Origin of the sequence: Devosia sp. MC532, assembly GCF_016461625.1 — a bacterium.
Lineage (GTDB): Bacteria > Pseudomonadota > Alphaproteobacteria > Rhizobiales > Devosiaceae > Devosia.
In genome coordinates, this window is the sequence record NZ_JAEMNZ010000007.1 from 163,836 (window position 1) to 184,979 (window position 21,144).

20 protein-coding genes and 2 tRNA genes are annotated in these 21,144 nt (G+C 56.5%); 5 read left to right on the forward strand and 17 right to left on the reverse strand.

Going from position 1 to position 21,144, the window contains the following annotated elements; genetic code table 11:
- The 3 genes from JHC09_RS17075 to JHC09_RS10940 all read right to left on the reverse strand — a co-directional run bounded on the left by JHC09_RS17075 (position 1) and on the right by JHC09_RS10940 (position 3,161).
- A complete protein-coding gene (locus tag JHC09_RS17075; protein ID WP_199531952.1) occupies positions 1 to 906 on the reverse strand; it encodes a sensor domain-containing diguanylate cyclase in 906 nt (301 codons plus the stop codon).
- Between the two features lie 160 nt (positions 907 to 1,066).
- Positions 1,067 to 1,990 carry a DUF4238 domain-containing protein gene (locus JHC09_RS10935; protein WP_199531953.1) on the reverse strand — a complete coding sequence of 308 codons (924 nt, stop codon included), beginning with the start codon at positions 1,988 to 1,990 and terminating at the stop codon, positions 1,067 to 1,069.
- A gap of 67 nt (positions 1,991 to 2,057) precedes the next feature.
- Entirely contained in the window at positions 2,058 to 3,161 is a 1,104-nt protein-coding gene (locus JHC09_RS10940) for a TRAP transporter substrate-binding protein (protein ID WP_199531954.1), read from the reverse strand.
- Positions 3,162 to 3,386: 225 nt separating this feature from the next.
- Between JHC09_RS10940 and JHC09_RS10945 the strand changes: the two genes are divergently transcribed.
- Positions 3,387 to 3,779, forward strand: coding sequence for a hypothetical protein (locus JHC09_RS10945; RefSeq protein ID WP_199531955.1), 393 nt, complete (start codon positions 3,387 to 3,389; stop codon positions 3,777 to 3,779).
- Positions 3,780 to 3,821: 42 nt separating this feature from the next.
- On the opposite strand, the gene JHC09_RS10950 is transcribed toward JHC09_RS10945, so the two are convergent.
- The 6 genes from JHC09_RS10950 to JHC09_RS10975 form a co-directional block, all read right to left on the reverse strand.
- Positions 3,822 to 5,003, reverse strand: coding sequence for an alpha-hydroxy acid oxidase (locus tag JHC09_RS10950; RefSeq protein WP_199531956.1), 1,182 nt, complete (start codon positions 5,001 to 5,003; stop codon positions 3,822 to 3,824).
- Between the two features lie 124 nt (positions 5,004 to 5,127).
- Positions 5,128 to 5,799, reverse strand: a complete 672-nt coding sequence (gene modB / locus JHC09_RS10955; protein WP_199531957.1) for a molybdate ABC transporter permease subunit — start codon at positions 5,797 to 5,799, stop codon at positions 5,128 to 5,130.
- 124 nt (positions 5,800 to 5,923) lie between these two features.
- A complete protein-coding gene (gene modA / locus JHC09_RS10960; RefSeq protein WP_199531958.1) occupies positions 5,924 to 6,646 on the reverse strand; it encodes a molybdate ABC transporter substrate-binding protein in 723 nt (240 codons plus the stop codon).
- A gap of 66 nt (positions 6,647 to 6,712) precedes the next feature.
- Positions 6,713 to 7,090: a winged helix-turn-helix domain-containing protein gene (locus JHC09_RS10965; RefSeq protein ID WP_169196813.1), complete on the reverse strand. Its 378-nt coding sequence runs from the start codon at positions 7,088 to 7,090 to the stop codon at positions 6,713 to 6,715.
- 12 nt (positions 7,091 to 7,102) lie between these two features.
- Positions 7,103 to 7,738, reverse strand: coding sequence for a bifunctional 4-hydroxy-2-oxoglutarate aldolase/2-dehydro-3-deoxy-phosphogluconate aldolase (eda, locus tag JHC09_RS10970; protein ID WP_199531959.1), 636 nt, complete (start codon positions 7,736 to 7,738; stop codon positions 7,103 to 7,105).
- A 73-nt stretch (positions 7,739 to 7,811) separates the two neighbouring features.
- Complete coding sequence (locus tag JHC09_RS10975; RefSeq protein ID WP_199531980.1) at positions 7,812 to 8,195, reverse strand: RidA family protein; 384 nt, start codon at positions 8,193 to 8,195, stop codon at positions 7,812 to 7,814.
- Between the two features lie 102 nt (positions 8,196 to 8,297).
- On the opposite strand from JHC09_RS10975, the gene JHC09_RS10980 reads away from it, so the two are divergent.
- Positions 8,298 to 8,594 (forward strand): GNAT family N-acetyltransferase, encoded by a 297-nt coding sequence (locus tag JHC09_RS10980; protein WP_199531960.1) that lies wholly within the window; start codon positions 8,298 to 8,300, stop codon positions 8,592 to 8,594.
- Here the strand turns inward: JHC09_RS10980 and JHC09_RS10985 are convergent.
- The 8 genes from JHC09_RS10985 to JHC09_RS11020 form a co-directional block, all read right to left on the reverse strand.
- On the reverse strand, positions 8,591 to 9,631 hold the full coding sequence (locus JHC09_RS10985; RefSeq protein ID WP_199531961.1) for a DUF3298 domain-containing protein: 1,041 nt from the start codon (positions 9,629 to 9,631) through the stop codon (positions 8,591 to 8,593). The two genes, JHC09_RS10980 and JHC09_RS10985, sit on opposite strands and share 4 nt — an antisense overlap.
- A gap of 63 nt (positions 9,632 to 9,694) precedes the next feature.
- Entirely contained in the window at positions 9,695 to 10,291 is a 597-nt protein-coding gene (locus JHC09_RS10990; RefSeq protein WP_199531962.1) for an alpha/beta hydrolase, read from the reverse strand.
- Between the two features lie 47 nt (positions 10,292 to 10,338).
- Positions 10,339 to 10,884: a hypothetical protein gene (locus JHC09_RS10995; protein WP_199531963.1), complete on the reverse strand. Its 546-nt coding sequence runs from the start codon at positions 10,882 to 10,884 to the stop codon at positions 10,339 to 10,341.
- Positions 10,885 to 10,897: 13 nt separating this feature from the next.
- Positions 10,898 to 13,195 carry an LPS assembly protein LptD gene (lptD, locus tag JHC09_RS11000; RefSeq protein WP_199531964.1) on the reverse strand — a complete coding sequence of 766 codons (2,298 nt, stop codon included), beginning with the start codon at positions 13,193 to 13,195 and terminating at the stop codon, positions 10,898 to 10,900.
- A gap of 342 nt (positions 13,196 to 13,537) precedes the next feature.
- The gene (locus JHC09_RS11005) at positions 13,538 to 14,134 is read right to left on the reverse strand and encodes a GGDEF domain-containing protein (RefSeq protein WP_248308972.1); all 597 of its coding nucleotides are present in this window, start codon (positions 14,132 to 14,134) and stop codon (positions 13,538 to 13,540) included.
- A 317-nt stretch (positions 14,135 to 14,451) separates the two neighbouring features.
- A tRNA-Met gene (locus tag JHC09_RS11010) sits at positions 14,452 to 14,528 on the reverse strand.
- 156 nt (positions 14,529 to 14,684) lie between these two features.
- Positions 14,685 to 17,333: an autotransporter outer membrane beta-barrel domain-containing protein gene (locus JHC09_RS11015; protein ID WP_199531965.1), complete on the reverse strand. Its 2,649-nt coding sequence runs from the start codon at positions 17,331 to 17,333 to the stop codon at positions 14,685 to 14,687.
- A gap of 805 nt (positions 17,334 to 18,138) precedes the next feature.
- Positions 18,139 to 18,215, reverse strand: a tRNA-Met gene (locus JHC09_RS11020).
- Between the two features lie 197 nt (positions 18,216 to 18,412).
- On the opposite strand from JHC09_RS11020, the gene JHC09_RS11025 reads away from it, so the two are divergent.
- The 3 genes from JHC09_RS11025 (at position 18,413) to bfr (ending at position 21,098) form a co-directional block, all read left to right on the forward strand.
- Positions 18,413 to 19,450 (forward strand): aldo/keto reductase, encoded by a 1,038-nt coding sequence (locus JHC09_RS11025; RefSeq protein ID WP_199531966.1) that lies wholly within the window; start codon positions 18,413 to 18,415, stop codon positions 19,448 to 19,450.
- 66 nt (positions 19,451 to 19,516) lie between these two features.
- Positions 19,517 to 20,245 carry a DUF599 domain-containing protein gene (locus JHC09_RS11030; protein WP_199531967.1) on the forward strand — a complete coding sequence of 243 codons (729 nt, stop codon included), beginning with the start codon at positions 19,517 to 19,519 and terminating at the stop codon, positions 20,243 to 20,245.
- 367 nt (positions 20,246 to 20,612) lie between these two features.
- Positions 20,613 to 21,098 carry a bacterioferritin gene (bfr, locus tag JHC09_RS11040; RefSeq protein WP_199531968.1) on the forward strand — a complete coding sequence of 162 codons (486 nt, stop codon included), beginning with the start codon at positions 20,613 to 20,615 and terminating at the stop codon, positions 21,096 to 21,098.
- The last annotated feature ends 46 nt before the right edge of the window (positions 21,099 to 21,144 follow it).

A 21,144-nucleotide genomic window follows, 5' to 3' on the forward strand; every position in this document is an offset into this window, starting at 1 on the left:
CTATCGCCGCACCCGCATCGGCTTGCGCTGGTTTTTCGTCGCATACATCTGGCTATCTGCCCGGCGGAAAAAGCTCATCAGGTCTTCACCGTCTTCTAGCCGAACGACGCCCATCGACACGCCCACTTCCATGGATTGACCGGCAATGGCCATAGGCGCGGAAACCGCCTCAATAATCTGCTCCAACCGGTCCTCGGGCACAGCTTGCGGCGTCACCCGAAACAGAATGGCAAATTCATCGCCGCCAATGCGGAAGACATAGTCCTCGGCCCGCAAGGTCTGCGCGATCCGGTCGGCCACGGTCTGCAACACTTCGTCGCCCGCCGCATGACCGTGGAGATCGTTGATAGCCTTGAAGCCATCAAGGTCGAGGAGAGCCAGCGTCGGCCTCCCATGCTCGCAGCCTCGCTCCACCGCCTCTCGCAGCTTCTCGTCAAATGCCAGCCGATTGGGCAGTTTGGAAATGACATCAGTCCGCGCCAGCTTCGCAAGCGCCTGCTCATGTGCCCTTTGCTCGGCCATACGCGCCGATATATCGACGATGATCTCAACGTCATATTGCACACCATCGATAATGCTGCGCTGGGCCGAGATCAGCGTCGGAACAATCACGCCGTCAGCCCGGTGAATTTCGACATATTCCCCGACATAGCCTCCCTCAGTCGCCAGCCGTCGATGCCGCCGTATCCGCGCCTCATCTTCGCGCACTGCACTTTCGGCCACCTTCACACCCTTGAGATCCGCCCACTGCCGCCCAACCAGCCGCAAATAGGCTTCGTTGACGCGCAGATACTGAGAATCCCTTCCGCTGCTCGTAGAGATCGACATCGCGATAGGTGAGATTTCAAACATGCTCGACAACAGCGCATTCAAAATTTCTGAGGGAATATTGTCTTCGCTATTCATTCTGAAAACCCACGTCGAAATTTCAATATTTGTACTCTGCGGGATGAAAGTAAATCTTTGACTGCTCAACAATTGCCACCCAGCGCACTATCGCGAGGGAAGCAAGACGACATCTGAACTCAAACAAGATCGAGGCCTCGCGATCTCCCTTAGTACGGGGTCAGGTACCGCTTAAACTGCTTGTCAAAGTTCTGGAGTTTTCCTGACCAGTTCCATCCTCCAATTTTAAGACCGCTGGTTCATGCTTTTGACGAAGCCTCCTGAGCAGCCAGTCCTTCTTCGTTGCTTGGAGACTAAAAACATACTTGTCAGAGAGGGATGCACTCCAACCATTCACTAGCTTCACAAACCGGCTTGGTGAGATAGAGGTTGCTTGCCGAAACGCCCCATTCGACATCGCACAATACCACGCCACATGAGGACTTAACGGCAACACCCAGAGGTTGTTCTTTGGGGAATAATCTTTGGCAATCGTTAGCGGACGATCTCCAAGGACAAAACGCTCTGCGTCATTGGGGAGACGCACGACACCCCAAGGTGCGTTGAGCAATGCTGTGCCAACGCGGGCGTTTGTAGTTAAGCTCTGAACCGTTTCCATCGCCTGATCCTCCGACGAAAAACCAATCCAGTCCTCCCACACCTCCTTGGCAGGGCGGTACTCGCCTTGCTCATCGAGAAATTTCCTGATTTCTGGATCGTCGTTCATAGCCAAATCCGAAGCAACACGCCTCTGCTTCACGTAGCTCACTAGGGCTGGAGAGCGGGCAACTATGGACAGTACCAAGCGAACGAAGTGAACGCGCTGCTCGCTCGTGAGGTCCGCCCCCTGTAGAATGAGTTGGTGAGCGATCGCAGCATCATCGTCTAAGGACTTAAAGAATATGCGCTCGATTGCATCGTCCCCAGATGGCAGCCCCCTGACCGTGAATAAATCTGGCACGTTGCAGAAAAAGTTCTCCCCACGCAGACGCTCTCTCAACCGCCGTGAATAGGGATCATAGTAATTCCCCCTCAGAACGCGCTGTTTACTGTGGTCGATGAGCCACTCTCTCAGTAGAAATCGCGGAACATAGTGATGCCCCACAGTACCCTCCCCAAAAACATCGGGGCCCTCACGAGCCCCGATGCTACCGGTCAAAAATCCGCCCGACTTAGGCGTCGAACTTGATGTATTTTTCGCGTGCCGCCAGATACGGCATGTCGGTGCCTTCGGTACGTTCGCGTAGCAAGTTGAACGCCGAAACAAAGCTTTCCGCTGTTTCCTTGGTGAGTGCATCACCACCGGAACGGATTTCCGCGATCAGTTCCATCGACGCCTTAGCGCCAGCTTCAATGATCTCTTCTGGGAAGCGCTTGACCTGCACGCCATGCTCCTCGACGAGCGCACGCAGCGCGCGCGGATCGTTAGCATACATGTCCGAAGACACGTCGTCGTAGGCTGCCTGAATGCACGCCTTGACGATTTCCTGAATGTCTTCTGGCAGGGCGAGGAACTTGGCCTTGTCGACCGCAACTTCGGTGGCCAAACCGGGCTCGACGAAGCTTGGGAAGTAGTAGTTCTTGGCGATCTGATAAAAGCCCAGTGCCAGATCGTTATAGGGGCCAACGAATTCGGCCGCATCCAAAGTACCCGACTGAAGCGCGGCGAAAATTTCGCCAGCAGCAAGGTTGGTCACAGAAGCGCCGAGCTTACCCCACACCTGACCACCAAGGCCCGGCGTACGGAAGCGCAGCCCCTGCAGATCGGCAACCCCGGTCAGCTCATTGCGGAACCAACCGCCAGCCTGGGTGCCAGTGTCGCCCGAGAGGAAGCCCATTAGACCGAACTGGTCATAGACCTTATCCCAAATCTCCTGCCCACCGAGATAGCGCACCCAAGCTGTCAGTTCGCGGTTGGTCATGCCGAACGGCACGCCGGTAAAGAAGCTCAGAGCTTGGCTCTTGTTCTGCCAATAATATGGTGTGCCATGGCTCATTTCGGCCGAACCATCGATCACCGCATCGAGCGACTGCAGACCGGGGACCAATTCGCCCGCCGAGAATACTTGCACGGTCAGGCGACCACCGGTTGCTTTGGTAATACGGTCAGCAACGTTCTGCGCACCAATGCCCAGGCCGGGAAAATTCTTCGGCCAAGTGGTTGTCATGCGCCATGTAATATTGCCCTGAGCAATCGCCGGAGCGGCCAGAGTGGTCGCTGCTGCAGCGCCGATGGTTGCAACAGAAGCTGATTTAAAAAACTCACGTCTCTTCATAAATATCCTCCCTGCAAATATTCTGCCCACGTGTTTCCTGTGATGCAGCTATCAATCACTAGAAAATCAATAGTCTTGAATTCTGTCCAGTGACTTGTGCGCAGCGATTATTTTTTCAGAGAGCCATAGCAACTTACTGTTTTTGTTAAATTCTTTGACGCTTTTTTGCGCCGTCAACGTTGTCCTTGTGCAGGCAGAGAGCCTGCTCACGCGGAGGACTGACCTATGCGTATGCCTAAAACTCTCGTTATTGCTTCGATTCTGGCGCTTATCGCCTCTCCCAGCTTAGCCACAGACTATCTTGGTGGCGCGGTCAAATCCGTCGATATCGGCGGCAAATCCGTGCTGACAGGCGCGGCCGGGCTCACGCTCTATACCTTCGACAAGGATACTTCGGGCGTGTCCAATTGCTACGATGACTGTGCGGAAAAATGGCCACCGCTTTTCGCCAATGATGGCGACGCCGCAGAAGGTGATTTCACCATCGTCGACCGCACCGACGGCACCAAAATCTGGGCCTATAAGGGCGCACCACTTTACTATTGGGTAGATGACAAAGCCGCAGGCGACATCACCGGCGACGGTGTCGGCGGCGTTTGGCATCTGGCCATCGAGTAAAGCAAACCGCGTAGCGACCCAGTGGCCGCTACGCTTCCCGCCTCAGTTCTGGCCGGGTAGCCGACGCGGCGGCAGATCGACTGAATAGAGGTTATGCGCGCCGATATTGCGCACATCCCGCTCGCCACACAGCGCCATGGTAATATCCATCTCGCGACGGAGAATTTCGAGCGCGCGGGTCACCCCGGCCTCACCACCGGCCCCAAGGCCATAGAGGAACGCACGACCAATGAAAGTTCCCTTGGCGCCCAGCGCCATGGCCTTGAGAACATCTTGCCCAGAGCGAATCCCACTATCGAGATAGACCTCTGTGTCTTTGCCCACTGCATCGACGATTTCTGGCAAAACCCGGATCGAGCTGGGTGCACCATCGAGCTGGCGCCCACCGTGGTTTGAGACGATAACCCCGTCTGCGCCATGCGCCACCGCCGCCTTGGCGTCCTCCGTGTCCAACACGCCCTTAACAATCACCTCGCCGCCAAAGCGCTCCTTCACCCAAGCCACTTCTTTCCAGCTCAACGACGGGTCAAATTGGCTCGCAGTCCATTGCGACAGGCTTGAAAGGTCGCCCCCGCCCTCGACATGACCCACAATATTGCGGAACGAGTGGCGCTTGGTGCCCAGCATTTGCATGGCCCAACGCGGCTTGCGCGCCATTTCAAATATGAACTTTGGCGTGAACTTTGGCGGTGCCGACATGCCATTGCGCAAATCCTTGTGGCGCTGCCCCAGAATTTGCAGATCCATGGTCAGCACCAGCTTCGAGCACTTCGCGGCCTTCGCCCGATCAATCAGCCGTTCAATGAAGGCACGGTCGCGCATCATATAGAGCTGAAACCAGAACGGCTTAGAAGTGTTTTCGGCCACATCTTCAATCGAGCAAATGCTCATGGTCGAGAGCGTAAACGGCACGCCGAACTTTTCCGCTGCACGCGCCGCTTTGATCTCGCCGTCAGCACATTGCATCCCGGTCAGCCCCGTTGGGGCCAGTGCCACCGGCATCGCCGCAGCCTGACCGCCAAACGTCGTGGCCAGCGAGCGGCCCTCCATGTTCACGGCGACCTTCTGCTTAAGGAAGATCTTTTTGAAATCCTCTGTGTTCTGGCGATAGGTGCTTTCCGTCCAAGCACCGCTGTCGGCATAGTCGAAAAACTGCTTAGGCACACGACGGCGCGCTTCCGCCATCAGTTCATCAATGGTGAGCAGTTTATCGAGCTTGGTCATAAAATTTCTCCGGCCAAGACATTCGCCTAGCAACTAACATGTTAGTCGTCAATGTCTGTTCGCACAAAGCAAAACTCAGCGCTCACCTTGTGTCAGCACAGGCCCTGCACCGGCGCGTTTGGCCTTAGGAATTGGCAGAAAAACCACGAGAAAAACGCAAGGTCGCCAGCACCACTATAAAGCCGAACACGACCATGCCCCCAGCCAGAATATGGGCTTTATCCCATTCTAATCGCTCAACGAAATCATAGAGAGCGATGGAAAGAACCTTGGTCTGACCCGGAATATTGCCCCCTATCATCAGCACCACACCAAATTCACCAATCGTATGAGCAAAGCTCATAATCGCACCGACCACATAGCCCGGCTTGGCCAGGGGCACTGCCACCCGCCAGAACCTCTGCATCCGCCGCGCGCCTAACGTATCCGCCGCCTCAAGCACCTCTTGTTCAATCGCTGCAAAACTATTGCGCAGCGGCTGCACCATAAACGGCAGCGAGCCAAGCGCCGCGCCGATGACAAGGCCTTGGAATGAAAAGGCTAAAGTCCTCGCCCCCCAAAGCCCGGCTAGTGCGCCCCCTGGTCCATATGGCCCCAGCGCCAATAGCAAATAAAACCCCAGAACTGTGGGCGGCAACACCAGCGGCAGCGTCACAATCGCCCCAACGACCTCTCGCCCCCGCCCGTTCCCATGCGCCAGCCACCACGCCAAAGGTGTCGACACCACGAGCAAGATCAACGTGACACACAGCGCCAGCGTCAGCGTTAAAACGATTGGCGAAATCAGCTCACCCATTCATCTGCCATTCTATATCTGCGCCTCAGCACATCGCTTTCTTTACCTCGCCCCTACGGGGAGATGTCGGCGCGCAGCGCCGGGTGAGGGGGCCTTTGTTCAGGGTTAAGGCAAGCACAAAAAACTACTCCACCGAATAGCCCGCTGCCTCAATCACTGCCACCGCTGCAGCCCCGCGCAAATAGGCGAGAAACGCCTCTGCCGCATCCTTATCCTTAGCTCCACTTAGCAAGACTGCCCCCTGCGCAATCGGGCTATAGAGCTCGGACGGCACCACCCAAACATCGTCTTTGCCGATCACTTGGCTCAAGGCAACGAACCCGAGTTCCGCGCTTCCCGTCTCAACAAACTGCAGGGTTTGCGTGATGTTTTCGCCCTGCACCAGCCGGTCGGCCACCACCTCGTATAATTCCAGCGCTTCAAGAGTTTCGACCGCGGCCGCCCCATACGGAGCCGATTTCGGATCGGCAATTGCAAGTTTTTGGAAGTCGCCTTTAAGCGGCGCTTCACCCGTTTCGAGACCGGGCGCATAGAGGGCCAATCGACCTAAGGCATAAACGAAATTCGTCCCCGCCACACCATGACCCTCTGCAATCGCCTTCTCGACCCGAGCAGTATCGGCCGAAAGGAACACATCAAACGGAGCCGCTTGGCTAATCTGCGCATAAAGCTGTCCGGTCGCCCCAAAGCTCAGCATCACCTCGTGGCCCGAATTTTTGGCAAAATCGTCGGCCAATTGCTCAGCCACTTTCGTGAAATTGGCAGCAACGGCCACATGCACTTGGTCCGCAGCGCAGGGCAAAACACCGACCAAAAGCGCCGCAACCGCAACCATCAGTTTGAACATTTCACCCTCGATATGTTTCTTCAAACATATCGATGACCGAACACCATCCCACTGGCAAGCGGATTTTCAGGCTGTTGGCTTTGCCATGGCCTCGCGCAGCGCCGTCACCTCATGGGCAATACTGCGCTGCGCACTGGCTTCCATCCGGCGATAGGCCGCCAACACTTCGCTTCCAAAGGGAGTAAGTGTGGCCCCACCCTGAGTAGGCCCACCGCGGTTGGACACCACCAAGGGCTGCCCAAAACCATCATTGAGGTCCTGCACCAGGCTCCACGCCCGTTTATAGCTCATGCCCATCGCCTTACCGGCGGCTGCAATTGAGCCCGTCAGCTCGATATTTTCGAGGAGATCGGCTCTCCCGGGGCCGACATAGGCGGTTTCCGAGAGAACAATGCGCAAATGGCCAAGCCCGTGGTCCGGAACAGGTTTTGCCGATCCGGCCACGCGACGAGGTCCTTAGCCCTTGAGCGCGCTAGCTTCGCGCGCCAGCGCTTCAATCTTGGCAAAATCGCCCGATGCCAGTGCATCCGCTGGCATGATCCAGCTGCCACCAACGCAGATAACGTTGGGCAGCGACAGGTAGGTCTTGGCCTTGACGATATCAATGCCACCGGTCGGGCAGAAGGTGATGTCTGGCAGTGGCGAGGCAAAAGCCTTGAGCACTGGCGCACCGCCAAGAGCTTCCGCCGGGAAGAATTTAAGGAAGGAATAGCCGCGCTCAGCGGCGGCCATAGCCTCGGTCGGGGTGCCAATACCCGGCAGGAGCGGGATGGACACGTCTTCTGCCGCATCAAGCAGGCGCGGCGACGCCCCTGGCGAGACCATGAAGCGGCAACCTGCGTCGACCGAACTCTTCAGATGCGCGGCATTGCGCACCGTGCCAGAGCCAACGATCGCGCCTGACACCTTGGCCATTTCTTCCATGACCTTGAGCGCGTTTGGCGTGCGCAGGGTCACTTCCAATATGGGCAGACCACCGGCGACCAGCGCCTCGGCCAGCGGACGGGCCTGCGCCACATCATCAAGAATAATCACAGGCACCACCGGTGCCAGTGACAGAATGGAACGAATGGCGTTTGCGTCCTGCGGCATGAACTCTCTCGCGAATGTCAGCGGTTATTCGACTAAAGTCGTTAGGCCCTGCAACACCCGAGTGCAAGGCGATTTATGCAGAACGGGGACGCTTGGCGACAAGATCAATCTCAACCAGAGCGCCGACCGCCAGCGCGGTTACGCCCACAGTTGTACGTGCAGGCAGCTTGCCCACTTCGAAAAAGCTGGGCCAGAGAGCATTTAACCCAGCATAGTCCCGTTCAAACTCGGTGAGATAAATCCGCGCCATAGTGACGTGCTCTAGCCCCAGACCAATCCCAAAAAGAACAATCTTAAGGTTTTCGACGACACGGCTCGTCTGCGCTTCAATCCCTTCGGGCAGCGGCCCATCAGGATTGTTCGGATCGGTCGGCATCTGCCCGGTAATAAAAACCCAGCCATCCATTTCCACCGCATGACTAAACGGGGCAACAGGCCGGGGCCCGCTCGAAACCATGTGATGCAGAAGCTCGTTCATCGAAAATCCCTAAATACTGTGCAGGGGCTTTACCGCTTGGCGTCCGGCCCCCACATTAGATACGTAATCATGGAGACGATGATGGCCGACACTGAATACAATATCCAGCGCGAAACCGGCCCAACTCGTGGCCGCTACGTCATTTTTCTCGCACCCGGCGCTGAGGCAGAAATGACTTACTCCAAGACCGGTGATGGCCCTATGGTGATCGACCACACCGGCGTCCCGCGTGATTATGAAGGCCGGGGCATTGCTGCCCAACTGGTCAAGGCCTCCATCACCGATGCCCGCGAACAGGGTTTTAAGATCCACCCTGTCTGTCCTTATGTGGTGGCGCAGTTCCGGCGCCACCCAGAGTGGTCCGATCTTCTCGCTTAGTGGATCGGATTGCCTTCTTTCAGCAGCGGCGCCAAATCCTCCCAAAGCAGAAAGACGGTCGGCGCACCATAGGCATATGCGGCGACCTCATAGGGCTGGAACTGAATTTGCAGTCCCAGCTCATTGGACAGGTTCCAACGCTCAACATCCCCGACGATGTCTTCAAGCCCTTCCGATGTTGAGGATTCTGGAAACAGAATGTCACTCAGCTGCGCCTCGAGCGCTGCGGCCGTGATTTTGGCTAAATCGAGCGTCCAATTCGTGCCCTCGAACACATCATCCGCCGAAAGAAAACGGCCTTCAGAGGGTAAATAATGTCGGTAGCTTGTGCTGTACCCGCCGTGGGCGGCACCATGCGGATACCATTGCGAACTCACCTCAAACGAGATGCGGTCGTTCCAGTGCAATTGCTGCAGGCCAATCGTTACCGTAGCGTCTTCGCCACCTGGTGCATCATCGCCTTCCAAGTCAGTCTCACCAACCGATGAAAGCTCTTCCCCCAAGCCCCTAAGAGCCATGTTCAGCCCCGGCACAAACTCTGCATCGCTATCAAACTGAACAATGGTCAATTCATGCTGCCCCACAGGCCAGCGGAAATCAGGCTCTTCTTCGATGTAGCTATCGATGTAGCTGGCATAGGTAGACACCGGATAGAGACGATGGCCATTTACAATCCGGCTCATTTCCAGCGCCCGAAGGCGGGAGGAATAAATCTGATTGAGGCACCAGACCATGCGCTCATCAAACGTGCCGTCGGCAACGTTTTTGTTGTCAGCTGAACAAGCGCGCTGCGCATAGTTGAGCCAATCCTGCTGGCTCTTTTTCACCGCCGCTTCGGCATCAGGCGACAGCCCCGCTAGGGAGAAAGCATAGGCCTTCGCCAGCCGCTCATCCGCAGTGCTGATTTCTGGATTGTCGCAAATCGCCTTCTCGAATGGGGTGCTGGCCTTGCTGCAATCAAAGCTCGCTGCCCATGTCGGCCCTGTGGTGAGAGACGGAAGAACCAGAAGCGACAAGGCAGGCAATAAGCGGATCATCAGCTACTCCTCAATAAGTGAGGTGAAGCCTAACCGCGCTTTGCCTGCCCGTCACCCTCTCGCCTAGGCCAAGAACTGCTGAATCGCGATCAATTCTTCCTGCCGCACCTCGTGCCCGCCCTCATGGAAGACAAGCTTGGTAGCTGCGCCATTGGCCTCAAAATACTGTGCCAGGCCCTCAGTCACCGGTGCCGACGCCATGGGATCGCGGCGCCCGGCTGTGATCAACACCTCAGCCTTGGTCAGATCGACCGGAGCCGGTGTAAACGGGATGAGCGGGTGCATGAGCACACTGGCATCAAACAGATCAGGAAAATTGAATTGGACATTGGCCAAAATATTGGCGCCGTTAGAATAGCCAAGGCCGATCACTTTGCTCGGGCGTTTTGCACCAATCTGCTCGCGTATGAAGGCCGCCATAGCGTCCGTGCGCAGGGCCAAATCGGCCAGGTCGTAAACGCCTTCACCCGTGCGTTTGAAATAACGCAAGGCTCCATGTTCACTAACATCACCACGTGGCGCCACGCGGCGCGCGCCCGGCAGCAATTGTCCGGCCAAGTCAAAGAACTGGTTTTCGTCGCCACCGGTCCCATGGAACAAAAAGATCAGCGGCGCATCGGCGCTCGCCCCATCCGCTGAGCGAAAATGATACTGTGACATAGCGATACTCCTGAGCTGTGCTCAGAATATCGGGCAAAGGTCCGGTCTCACAATGGGCGAACACCGCCACGCACTGTTGCCGATTCGCGAACAGGCACCATTTGACCGGGTCGGTAGCCTGCCAAAATCGCAGCACGTAACGAGTCAGCCGTGCTCGCAGCAGCCAATTCTTGGGTGCCCTTAGCGGATTCCTGCTCGTTCACCGTCAGTTTGCCACTTTGGAACGCCGTCCCCGTTACGCGTGTGGTCTGGAACAGCACAGTCTCGCCCTGCGTAATCGTCACCGAGCCCGTAACCTCAAGGCTCGTTGGCCGCGCAACAGCGAAGGCATCAGACATCGAGTTTTGCTGCCCCCCTTGACCTGCTGACACCTTCAAAATCGGATCGTTCACGCTCGCGGGACCAGGGAACGCCACTTTGAGGCGGTTGACGATGATCTGTTCCATACGGTTGGTCGGCTCAGCGAACTGGAAGCTCGCGCTGCTCATCCCGCCGGCAGCATTGGTGCCATAAACCGGCGCGAAACCCGAGCATGCGCTCAGCGCCACACTGATCATAACCGGGGCCAGAACAGTCAGAAATCGCTTCATCATCGTTCCGGTCTCCTTACTGCGCCACGCCCGGCAGCTGGACATTGCCCGAATAACCGAGATTGAACCCAGCTGGCGACCGCAGACGGAAAGTAGCAACAGCACGCAGGTCATTAGCGGTATCATGTGTTGGGCCAGTACGCGTAATCTGCCCACCAATCAGCACATAGCCGTCGTCGTATTGCAGTCCGCCGCCAACCTGCAAGAAGCTATTGGCACTCAAATCCCAATAGGCATTGCTGGTAACCGACCAGTAATCGGCGATCGGCACGCGCACTTCCGCGCCCACTTCATGCATGTCACGGATATTGCCAGTGAGCGGGGTCGCTTCTGCATAACGATAGTTGAGCGCACCACTCCAACCGTCTTGAGCGTAGCTCAGACCAAGGCCCGCACGAGCGATTGAAAGGTCCGCATTGTCGACCTGCACCTTCCCGCCGAATTTCAATTGATTGGCCAGTGCCCCATAAACGCCGAGGACGCCGTAGGACGCATCAGTCTCAAGCCCTGTCCCCACGCCAACTTGCTGACGATTGGCAGCTGCGAAAGCATTTTCGCCCGCCAATTGATAGGACTGGCCACCGATCACTTCGAGGTAGCTGCCGTCATCAAGGGTCGCCATATAGCGCCCGCCGACGTTCAACCGTAGCCCACGCTCCTGTTTATCGATCCCAGTGAAGCGATTGTAGGAGAACAGTGTGCTGTCATCAAACATCACACTCTGAGAGTCTTCGTTGGTAATCCCCGGCTGGCTGTTCGCAGCGCCGCGATAGACGAGCTGAGCAATCGGCTCAACGAGATGTGTTACGCCGGTGTTATACGACACGAGTGGATATCGCACATCCACGGCGGCAATTGGGGTCAGGCCGAACAATGTCTGCTCGTCTGGCGCATGGATCGACGGCGATTTGCCATCATAATTGGCCGCGTCAGCGCGCGCGCCCAAGAATGGCGTCACCGCCGCACCACCGAAAATATACTGGTTCTGCCAATTGGCCTCGACCATGCCGTGGAAACGCGTCCCCGCATAACCATAGTCATATGGCACACCATTGGCCGACGTGGAGTAGTCACGCTCACGGTAGATATTGAGCATAAGCCCATCGACTTCAACGCGCCCTGCCCCCGGCGGCAGGTCAAACGTGCGTTCAAGGCGTAGATTTGGCAGCGCCATGCCCTGTTGCTGCCGTTCCTGGTCTAGGTTGTCGCCGAGCACGTTGAACTGCTGCACGCGCGCGTCGACATAGGTGTCTTCGGTCAAATGCGTGGCATAAACTTCGTTGATGCTGGCACGGCGAACTTCGACGTCATAATCTTTGTAAAACGCGTTGTCGGTGGCCGCCGCATAGGCAAATCCCACAACCCACTTTTCGACCGGCACAAATTCACCCGCCGTCTGCAGCGCCCCACGCCATTCGCGTTTCGCATCAGCGAACGCAAAGGCACTATCATCGCCCTGACGCAGACCCGTTGCCTTGACCGAAATTCGGCCATTGTCAAAACGCTGGATCCATTCCGCCCCAAGCATAAAGCCCTGACGGCTCATCAAGCGGGGCGAGAGAAGAATATCGGTAGAGGCGGTCGAATAAGCCTTAAACGGCGCATCAATGCGCACACCGTGCTTATCGGTAAAGGTCACCGTTGGCTGAGGCAGCCAATCCATATCGAGATTTGGGAGCCACAAATAGGGCAACCAGGCAATCGGCACCCCCAGAACGGCTAGGCTTGGCTGCTCGAAAGCATGCGAGCCATCAATTTCATCCTTGGTGACCTTATTGGCGTGCATGGACCAGCCAATGCGGCGCCCCTTGTCATCCACACACTCACCGCAAGGCGTGTACTTGGCATTATCCAGAACAGTCTTGAGTGCTTGATCGTAATCGGCGTGGTCAGCCGTAATCTGGGAACCATCATAATTGGTGATGGTCAGCGAACCGAGAACGGCCTTTTTGAACTTGTCGGTCAACTTCAGGGTCGGGCTACGCGACACGTTCCCAAAAGGGTCAGTCAGCGAAACATTGCCACGAACATCCATCTCACCATTGGCACGATCATAAACCAGTTGATCGCCCGTCAGCACATAACCATCAGCGCGCACGACAACGTCGCCGGTCGCTTCAATGATATTGGTTGTGTTGTTGAAGGTGAGTTGCTGCGCTTCCACAGCGGTTGGTGCGTTAGGATCAACCGGGCTGTTGAAGAAATTGGTCGGCACCAATCCCTGAGCATAAACAGGCGCAACACCCGCCAGCGCGATGCCAGCGAGCAAGACCAGCGCAGTCCGCTCTAAGATTTTGCCCCGTGTCTGCTTCAACAGATCCAGCCTTTCTCACCAGGCATTGCCTGCTTGGGAGGGAAGGCTCCCTCACTTTAACGCACACTTCCGAAGTGCTGAATGACTCAGAAAAATCGGATTTTGTTAAAGTACCTTCCATTGCCTAGAGGGGCAATCCGCATTCTACAGATCCCCCCTGCCTATGGATAACAGATCGTTTCCAAATGCAGGTTTTGCGCGATTTTGAACAACTCACTGGCGAGCCACTGCGGAATTTTATCAAGACCTGTGACCAATTTGCCAGAAGGAATCAGCTTTCACTCGTCCCCGCCGCACTACCGCGTTCGCGCTTAGCGCCATAAAGCCCAACATCAGCCTCCATTAATGCGGTGGCAAAATCCAGATGCTGACGCGTCGGCGTGCCCCTACGCTCACTGACGCAAGCTCCTGATCCACTTTCGATATCCGACGAAACTCCATCGCGACCTGCTTGTCGATTTCCACCTGCCAACACAGCGCCTGTTCGCGACTTGCATTGGGCACATAGGCACAGAACTCATCGCCACCGATCCGCGCCACAAGACTCTCCTGGGGCAAGACTGCAGAGAGCGCCTGCGCCACCGCCATAATCACATGATCACCGACAGCATGCCCGAATTGGTCGTTCACCTGCTTGAGCAAGTCGACATCGGCGACCAAAAACACCCCGTTCACATTATGCCCCGTGGCGAGCTCAAATTGCGGAATGAAAGCACGCCGATTGAGCAGACCCGTCATCGGATCAGCCATAGCCTGACGCGACAGCTCAGCACTCTTGCGCAAAAGAGCACCGTAGGACTGCTCCAAGGCGTCTAGAGTGTTGAAATAAACCAGCGCGATAGGAAAGGCCGTCACAAACGGCATGACCAGCCGAATAGCCACTGTAACATCGTCAGCTTCGACACCCATATAGGCGCGAATTGCGACAGAAATCGACATTGTAAATGCGGTCGTCAGCGCTGCAACTTTGGCAGCCTGAAACAGGACACGCCGGGACGGCAAATGCATATTCGCTAGCTACTCAAGTTTTCCTGCGCTGAGCAGTCAGGTTCAAAGCTCAAAAGACCCCCGGCTTCTTATTGAAGCAGGTCGCAGTGCCATGCAATTGCGCTCAATGACGCGAAACCCACTAGGGCGGACACTAATCCTTGATCAGCCAAAAACAGCGCAGAGCCCACGGCCACGACTTGCAGCCCATAACCAACCAGCCAAAAAGGAAAAACCCCAGCCCTCTTTCGAGAAACTGGGGTTTTGTTTGGTTGCGGGAGCAGGATTTGAACCTGCGACCTTCAGGTTATGAGCCTGACGAGCTACCGGGCTGCTCCATCCCGCGTCAACCACTGTGCCTTGCGGCGTCGTGTGAGCTTCATATAGGGGGCACAAACCCAGACCACAACCCCTTAGAAAAGTTCCCCACAGGCGAGAGGAACACTCCCCACTCCCAATCGATCATCTTCGAGCGACCGCAATCAGCCGCCCGCTTCGTTACTTAGAAGGCGACGCGCAAGCCCACCTTGCCGATGGCATCTACGCTCCCGAACCCCTGCTCGATGGGCGTACGAAGGTCGATCTGCCCGTAGAGGGACACAGTGTCATCTCTCAGGCTGAGCGTTCCACCGATGCCAACGCCTATAGCGGCCTTGGAGCGCTCAGAACTCAGCCCCACCCCACCTACGCTCACCGAAGTCTGCCCATCAAGATCGTAGTAGAAGTTACCGACGGCATAGATGGCGCTGCGCGACGTCGTCCCGTCAACCGCCTTCCACGAGCGCTTGTCTTCCAAGCCAATCCCGAGGCGAAGCTCCGAGACACCCCCGTCAGTCAACGAACTGGTCACGACCCCTCCCCGTGTCCCCTGTCCAATATCGTTGAAAGACACGCTTTTTATGCTAACCTGCGCTTGGGGAATAAGTGAAAGCGTATCGCTGAGGCCATATTCATACCCCCCTTCCAGTGACAGGCCGTAGCCAAACGCCATCTGGTCGGCAGCAATCAAGCCCAGTTGGTGGGATGAGATATCGGTACGCATCCAGCGCAATTGGCCTTGAGCATCAAGATAGAACCCAGACTTGTCATACCAAGTCGCCGACACACCAAACCCAAAAGCCTCTGTCGACAAAACGCCACTGCCAAAAACAGACGACACATTCGTGCGGCCCAGCGCATAGGTGCCGTTGAGCCCAGCAACCAATGTCCCTTGTTCGTTGGAGTAGACCGGAGCTTCACCTCCTACTGAGACGCCCCAAAGCTGACTTTGCGCACTCGCACCCGTTGTCGAGCTTTTCAGTGCCGATCGCGTTTGCCCTGCAGAGACCTGCATCCACGCCGAATTTTCCTCCGAAAAGCGCGCCTGATCGGACCAAGCACGATTTCCAACGCGCTGGCGTAGGGTTGAAATGTTGATCATACCAAGCAGGGCGTTCGGATACGCCTCAAAAAGCGGCGCCCCGGGCTGGAAGACCGGTTTCGGATCAGGTTTCGGACCTGGATCAGGATCCGGCTGCGGAAGCTGCGCAGAACGCAAATACCAATTGCCAGCCTCAGCCTCAGCCGCTCCCGCTCCGCCCTTGTGAAGCGTATAAGCATACGCGCCGCCGATAACGGCTTGCTGGCCTTCCCAAACATAGTCGCCAAGCAGTTGGAAGCTTCCCTCCGAAGGCCCGGCGACCTCGACCACATTAATGCCATTAACCGTCAGGGCGCCCGGCCCATCGAAATTGCGCACAGCGAGCAAAGTGTTGCCAGAAGTGCCTCCAGTGACAACCATGCGGTCGGTCACCGCGTCGTCGCCTGCCAGCACCGTACCCAAAACTACGGTGCCGCCAGCGCCGACGTAATTGCCATTGATTGTCAGCGTCTTGCCCGGCCCTTCGCCCTGCGCAAGATCGATCACACCGCCATTGGTGACCAGATCTGCGAGACTGCGCTGCGCCGCGGTCGCGCCACCGAACGGTTGGAGTTGCGCGCCATTTCGCAGGGCCAGGGTCGAGAGATCAGAGTTTTCGGTCATCGACCAAAGACTTTCGCTACCATCGATCACCAGATCAATGAGGCCATTGGTCTGCGAAAGGGCAGCGCCAGTGAACCGGCTACCATTGCCCATCTCAAGGTCGATCACCCCAGAGCGAAGCGCCACGAGGTCGCCGGTGACAGTATAGGTTTTGTCTGACACACGCTGCTGAGTGGCAGCGCTGAACGAACGAATAGTGGCAACGCGCCCTACAGAATCAAGACCAGACGTTTCCTTCGCGCTGTCGGCAATCATGGCCACGGCTCCCGGCCCCGTAGCCGAGATGGTCACATTGCCGGCAAGGTTTACGCTACCGGAATAGTCCTGCGGAACAAAAGTGAAGCCGCTGACATGCGCCTGCGCATTTTGGCGGGCCGCGACGACACCGGCAGAATTGGCACCATTTACGGTGATCGTCACATTGCCAGCCTCAACATGGCCCCGTCCGAGCGCATAAACCCCATGAGCGCCTTTGCCACTCGTGGTTATTCTGTGCTGGACGGTCTCGTCTCCAGAAAGGCGAACCTCCGCCGCACCATTGCTGACACAGTCGGCAGGGATGAAGAAGCATCCGCCGATATTCACTCCGGCGAAAACGGCGTAGCCGCTATTGAATCCCCCATTACCCAAGGTGGTGATTGCCGAACTGCCAGCAAGCTCGATCAAATTAGGGTTCGTGCCTTTATGGATTGAGGCTACCGCACGCGCGCCCATGCCGTCCGCAGTATCAATCGTGGTTGCGCCGGTGACCCTAACGGTTCCTCCGCTCGATTCCCGCGGGAGAAGAATGCCGTCCGCACTCACCCCTGTGGTCTGAACAGTCAGCACCCCAGTGGTCAATTGCGGACCCCAGTTTGCGATGCGAACACCGTCAGCCTGTGCACCCGAAGTCGATACCGTCATCGACGCAAATTTGCTCTGGTTCGAAAACTGAATATAGCCGTGCGCTGCATCGCCTGTGGTGGTGCTGGTGTAATGTTCCTGTGCCCAAACTGGGGCAAGCCCCCCGGCAGAGATCCCCCCCCCACACGCCAGTAAAGCTAGCGCCGCAGCACTGCTGCCGTTTTCACGTCGAATACCAATACGCTTGCGCAGTCCCGACCCGATTACCTGTGGTCTACTTTCCATCCCAAGAATCCAATCTCTTGGGTGCGTCTCCTCCCCGTGCGTGCGCCGCAACAAACCTCGCCCCACGAGTGTTGTGATCGCGCCTGCACGGCGCCTTAAGCCGTCCGAACGCTGCAAACAGCAGACGTGACAATCTTCGCCCTAACTCGGTGTCATCCGAGCAAAGACTTAGTCGCCAGTGGCCACCTGAAAGAGCTATTTGTCTTGTTTGATCTGAGCACTGCGTCGGCCTGCTCAGCAGGATCGACCGGCATGGTGCGCGCCCTCAAAAGGCATGCGCGTGCTGTTCGCCCCCACAGACAATTGCGAACACACACCATAAGCGCCGTCCCGCACCGACTAGGTCTTGGGATCAGCGACGACATGTTCTGAACAAACCTAAACTGGACGACCTAGTTCAATTGCCTATGAGCGGAAGCCGATGTTGACACACAACCGCAAAAGCAAAAGCTCCATAGAGACACACCTCGTTGTCGAAATATTCACCTGTGAATAATGAAGCAATCGCAGCAACCACGCTTAACAAGAACCAGACGCAAGCAATTTATATCAAAGCCATGTTATTGATTTTGTGTGACTTTTCACCCTTAGAGAATAAGGAGATAGCAGCAACTTGGTTGATTTATTGCTTCACTCCTGAGACTTAACACCTCCCAAGGACCCCAAGACGGATTAATTTCTTTTGGGGCGGCGCCGACCCAGCTCGAAAACCACACCAAGTACCCGAACCACGAGGAGCGAAATTCCCGATGCGACGCACAAAAGGAAAACCCCAGCTTCTCGTGAGAGAAACTGGGGTTTTATTTGGTTGCGGGAGCAGGATTTGAACCTGCGACCTTCAGGTTATGAGCCTGACGAGCTACCGGGCTGCTCCATCCCGCGTCAACCACTGTGCCTTGCGGCGCGGTGTGAGGGGGTTATAGGCGGCATAACTGCAGACCACAACCCTCCAATTTCAAAATCACGACGGATTTAATCGCGTCTGTGGACAAACATGGACGCCAAGGCGCCTTTGTGCGCTTTTCCCTAGGCCAAAGCTGGTTTAGCTTTCGCGCAATTCGAGCGACTTGGAATTTCATATGCGTTTAAAACAGCTTGGCCATACTGACATTACCGTCACCGACATTTGCCTCGGCACTATGACGTGGGGCAGCCAGAACATCGAAGCCGAAGGCCATGCCCAGATCGCCATGGCTAAGGACGCCGGCATCACTTTTATGGACACGGCCGAGATGTATGCCGTTCCCGCCAGCCCGGCGACGAGTTTTAAAACCGAAGAGATAATCGGCAACTGGTTCGCCCAAAACGGCGACCGCTCGCACTGGGTCCTCGCCAGCAAGATCGGCGGCCCCGGCCATCGCCATATTCGCGACGGCTCCGCCCCTTCCAGCACCAGTTTTGCCCGAGCACTCGAGGGCAGCCTTGAGCGTCTCCAAACCGACTATCTCGACCTTTACCAAATCCACTGGCCAAGCCGCCCGCACTACCACTTCGAAAACTATTGGAAGTTTGCGCCGGAAAAACACGATCCAAAGCAAACCCTCGACCACATGGCAGACGTGCTCGGCGCGATCAACGCAGCTTTGGCGGCGGGCAAAATCCGCTCCTGGGGGCTCTCCAATGAGAGCGCTTGGGGCCTGACCAAATGGGCACAGCTTGCCGATCAGATGGGTGTCGACCGCCCCGTCACCGTGCAGAACGAGTACAATCTTCTGCGTCGCAATTACGATCACGACCTAGCCGAAGTGACCCATCACGAAAACATCGGGCTCTTGGCCTATTCGCCTCTCGCCGCGGGCGTTCTGACCGGCAAATATTTCGATGGCGCGACACCCAAGGGTAGCCGCAAAGAGTATCAAAAAGGCCTTTGGCGCTTGAACGATTACTCAGAGGCCGCGACCAAACGCTATCACGCCCTCGCCCAACAGCACGGCCTTGATCCCGTCGCCATGGCGATCGCCTTCTGCACCACGCGTCCCTTCGCCACTTCGACCATCATCGGCGCGACCTCCACCGAGCAACTCGGTCAGTGTCTTTCGGCCAAGGATCTGGTGCTCTCACCCGAGGTCCTCGCCGATATCGAGACCATCCATCGCGACATGCCTCGTCCGATTTAATCGGCTCTAGTGCTCTGGCATGCTGGCGCTATAGTCAGCATGCTAAACTCTTTTTCAGGTCCGCGCATGTCGACGCTCTTCACCTCTATTTTTCCGCTGCTGGCCTTCTTTGCCTACAACATCATCATCCCCCAGATCGAAAAGCTGCGCCCTTCGCTCTCGGTGATCATGAATATGCAGCGCCGCCGCTGGGTGTATAATGCCACCCTGCGCGAAAGCCCGTTTGACGCCATTCTCTCAGGCAACATCATGGGCTCGGTCAGTCTTCTGGCCTCGACGTCTGTGCTGCTGGTCCTCGCGGTTTTCGCCGTTTTTGGGCAGATCGATTCCGTCATGGAAGCGCTCAACTCCATTGCCCGCGATCAGGCCTACACGGTCTCCGAGGTTCAGCTTCATCTCATCGTCATGCTGACCATGTTCGTGCTGGCCTTCTTTTCCTTCACGCTCTCCCTGCGCCAGTTCAACCACTATTGCATCATGCTCGGCGCACTCGATCATGACCGCCGCACGACGGAAGATGAAATCGACTCGATTGCCGCCATGAACGCCTTGGGCGCCAAGAACTTTAATTCTGGCATCCGCGCCTATTACTTCTCGGTGGCCACGGCCGCTTGGTTCGTGTCCGAGTGGCTCGCGGTTGCAACGGCGCTGGTCACTGTCCTGGTTCTGGCCCATCGCGAGTTCTTCTCCTCGGCCCACCGCTCGGCCGCCTCTGCCGTGGTTATCGCTGCGCGCCAGCGCAAAAGCCCCACCGGCGCTGATTCTGCCACCAAGACGCCGAATACCGACGATTAAGCAGGCGCAATCGCTCACCAATTTATGACATTGACTTTCATATATCGAAGGGGTTTATTCCCCCCAATTACGGAACCTCTGGCCCCTCCGATGCTTGTTTGTCAGTGTAATATGATCACGTCCCAAGAGATTGAGGAGATAGTCCTCGATCTGTTGAAGGCTGATCCGTGGCAATTGGTGGTTCCTGCGAAGGTGTATTCCGAACTCAATCGACGCGCGAAATGCGCAGGCTGCGTTCCGAATGTGGTGGACATCATCGTCCGCGTCACAGAAAATTACCACGCACAGCAAGCAATCCCGCCCGCTGAGCTGGTACAGCTCCAGTCTGGGTTGGAAAAACTCAAGAAACAGAGAACTGGAGTACGCAGTGAAAGGCGAACCACAAGTCATAGAGCGGCTTAACGAAGCCCTTTTTCTCGAGCTCGGCGCGGTTAATCAGTATTGGGTGCACTTCCGCCTCTTAGACGATTGGGGCTTTAAAAAGCTCGCAGCCAAAGAGCGCGCCGAATCCATCGAAGAAATGCACCATGCCGATCGCTTGATCGAGCGTATTATCTTCCTTGAAGGCCATCCAAACCTGCAGCGCGTCGCGCCATTGCGCATTGGTCAGAACATCAAAGAGGTTCTCGAGGCCGACCTTGCTGGCGAGTATGAAGCCCGCGAAGCCTATCGGAATAGCCGCGAGCTCTGCTCCCAGCTGCATGACCACGTGTCCAAGCAGATCTTTGATGAACTCTTGAAGGACGAGGAAGGCCATATCGACTTCCTCGAGACCCAGCTCGAGCTTCTCGAAAAGATCGGTATCGAGCGCTACGGCATGCTCAACGCCGCTCCAGCCAACGAAGCTGAATAAATTTAAAACGCCCGGACCTTTGGTTCGGGCGTTTTTGTATTGGGGG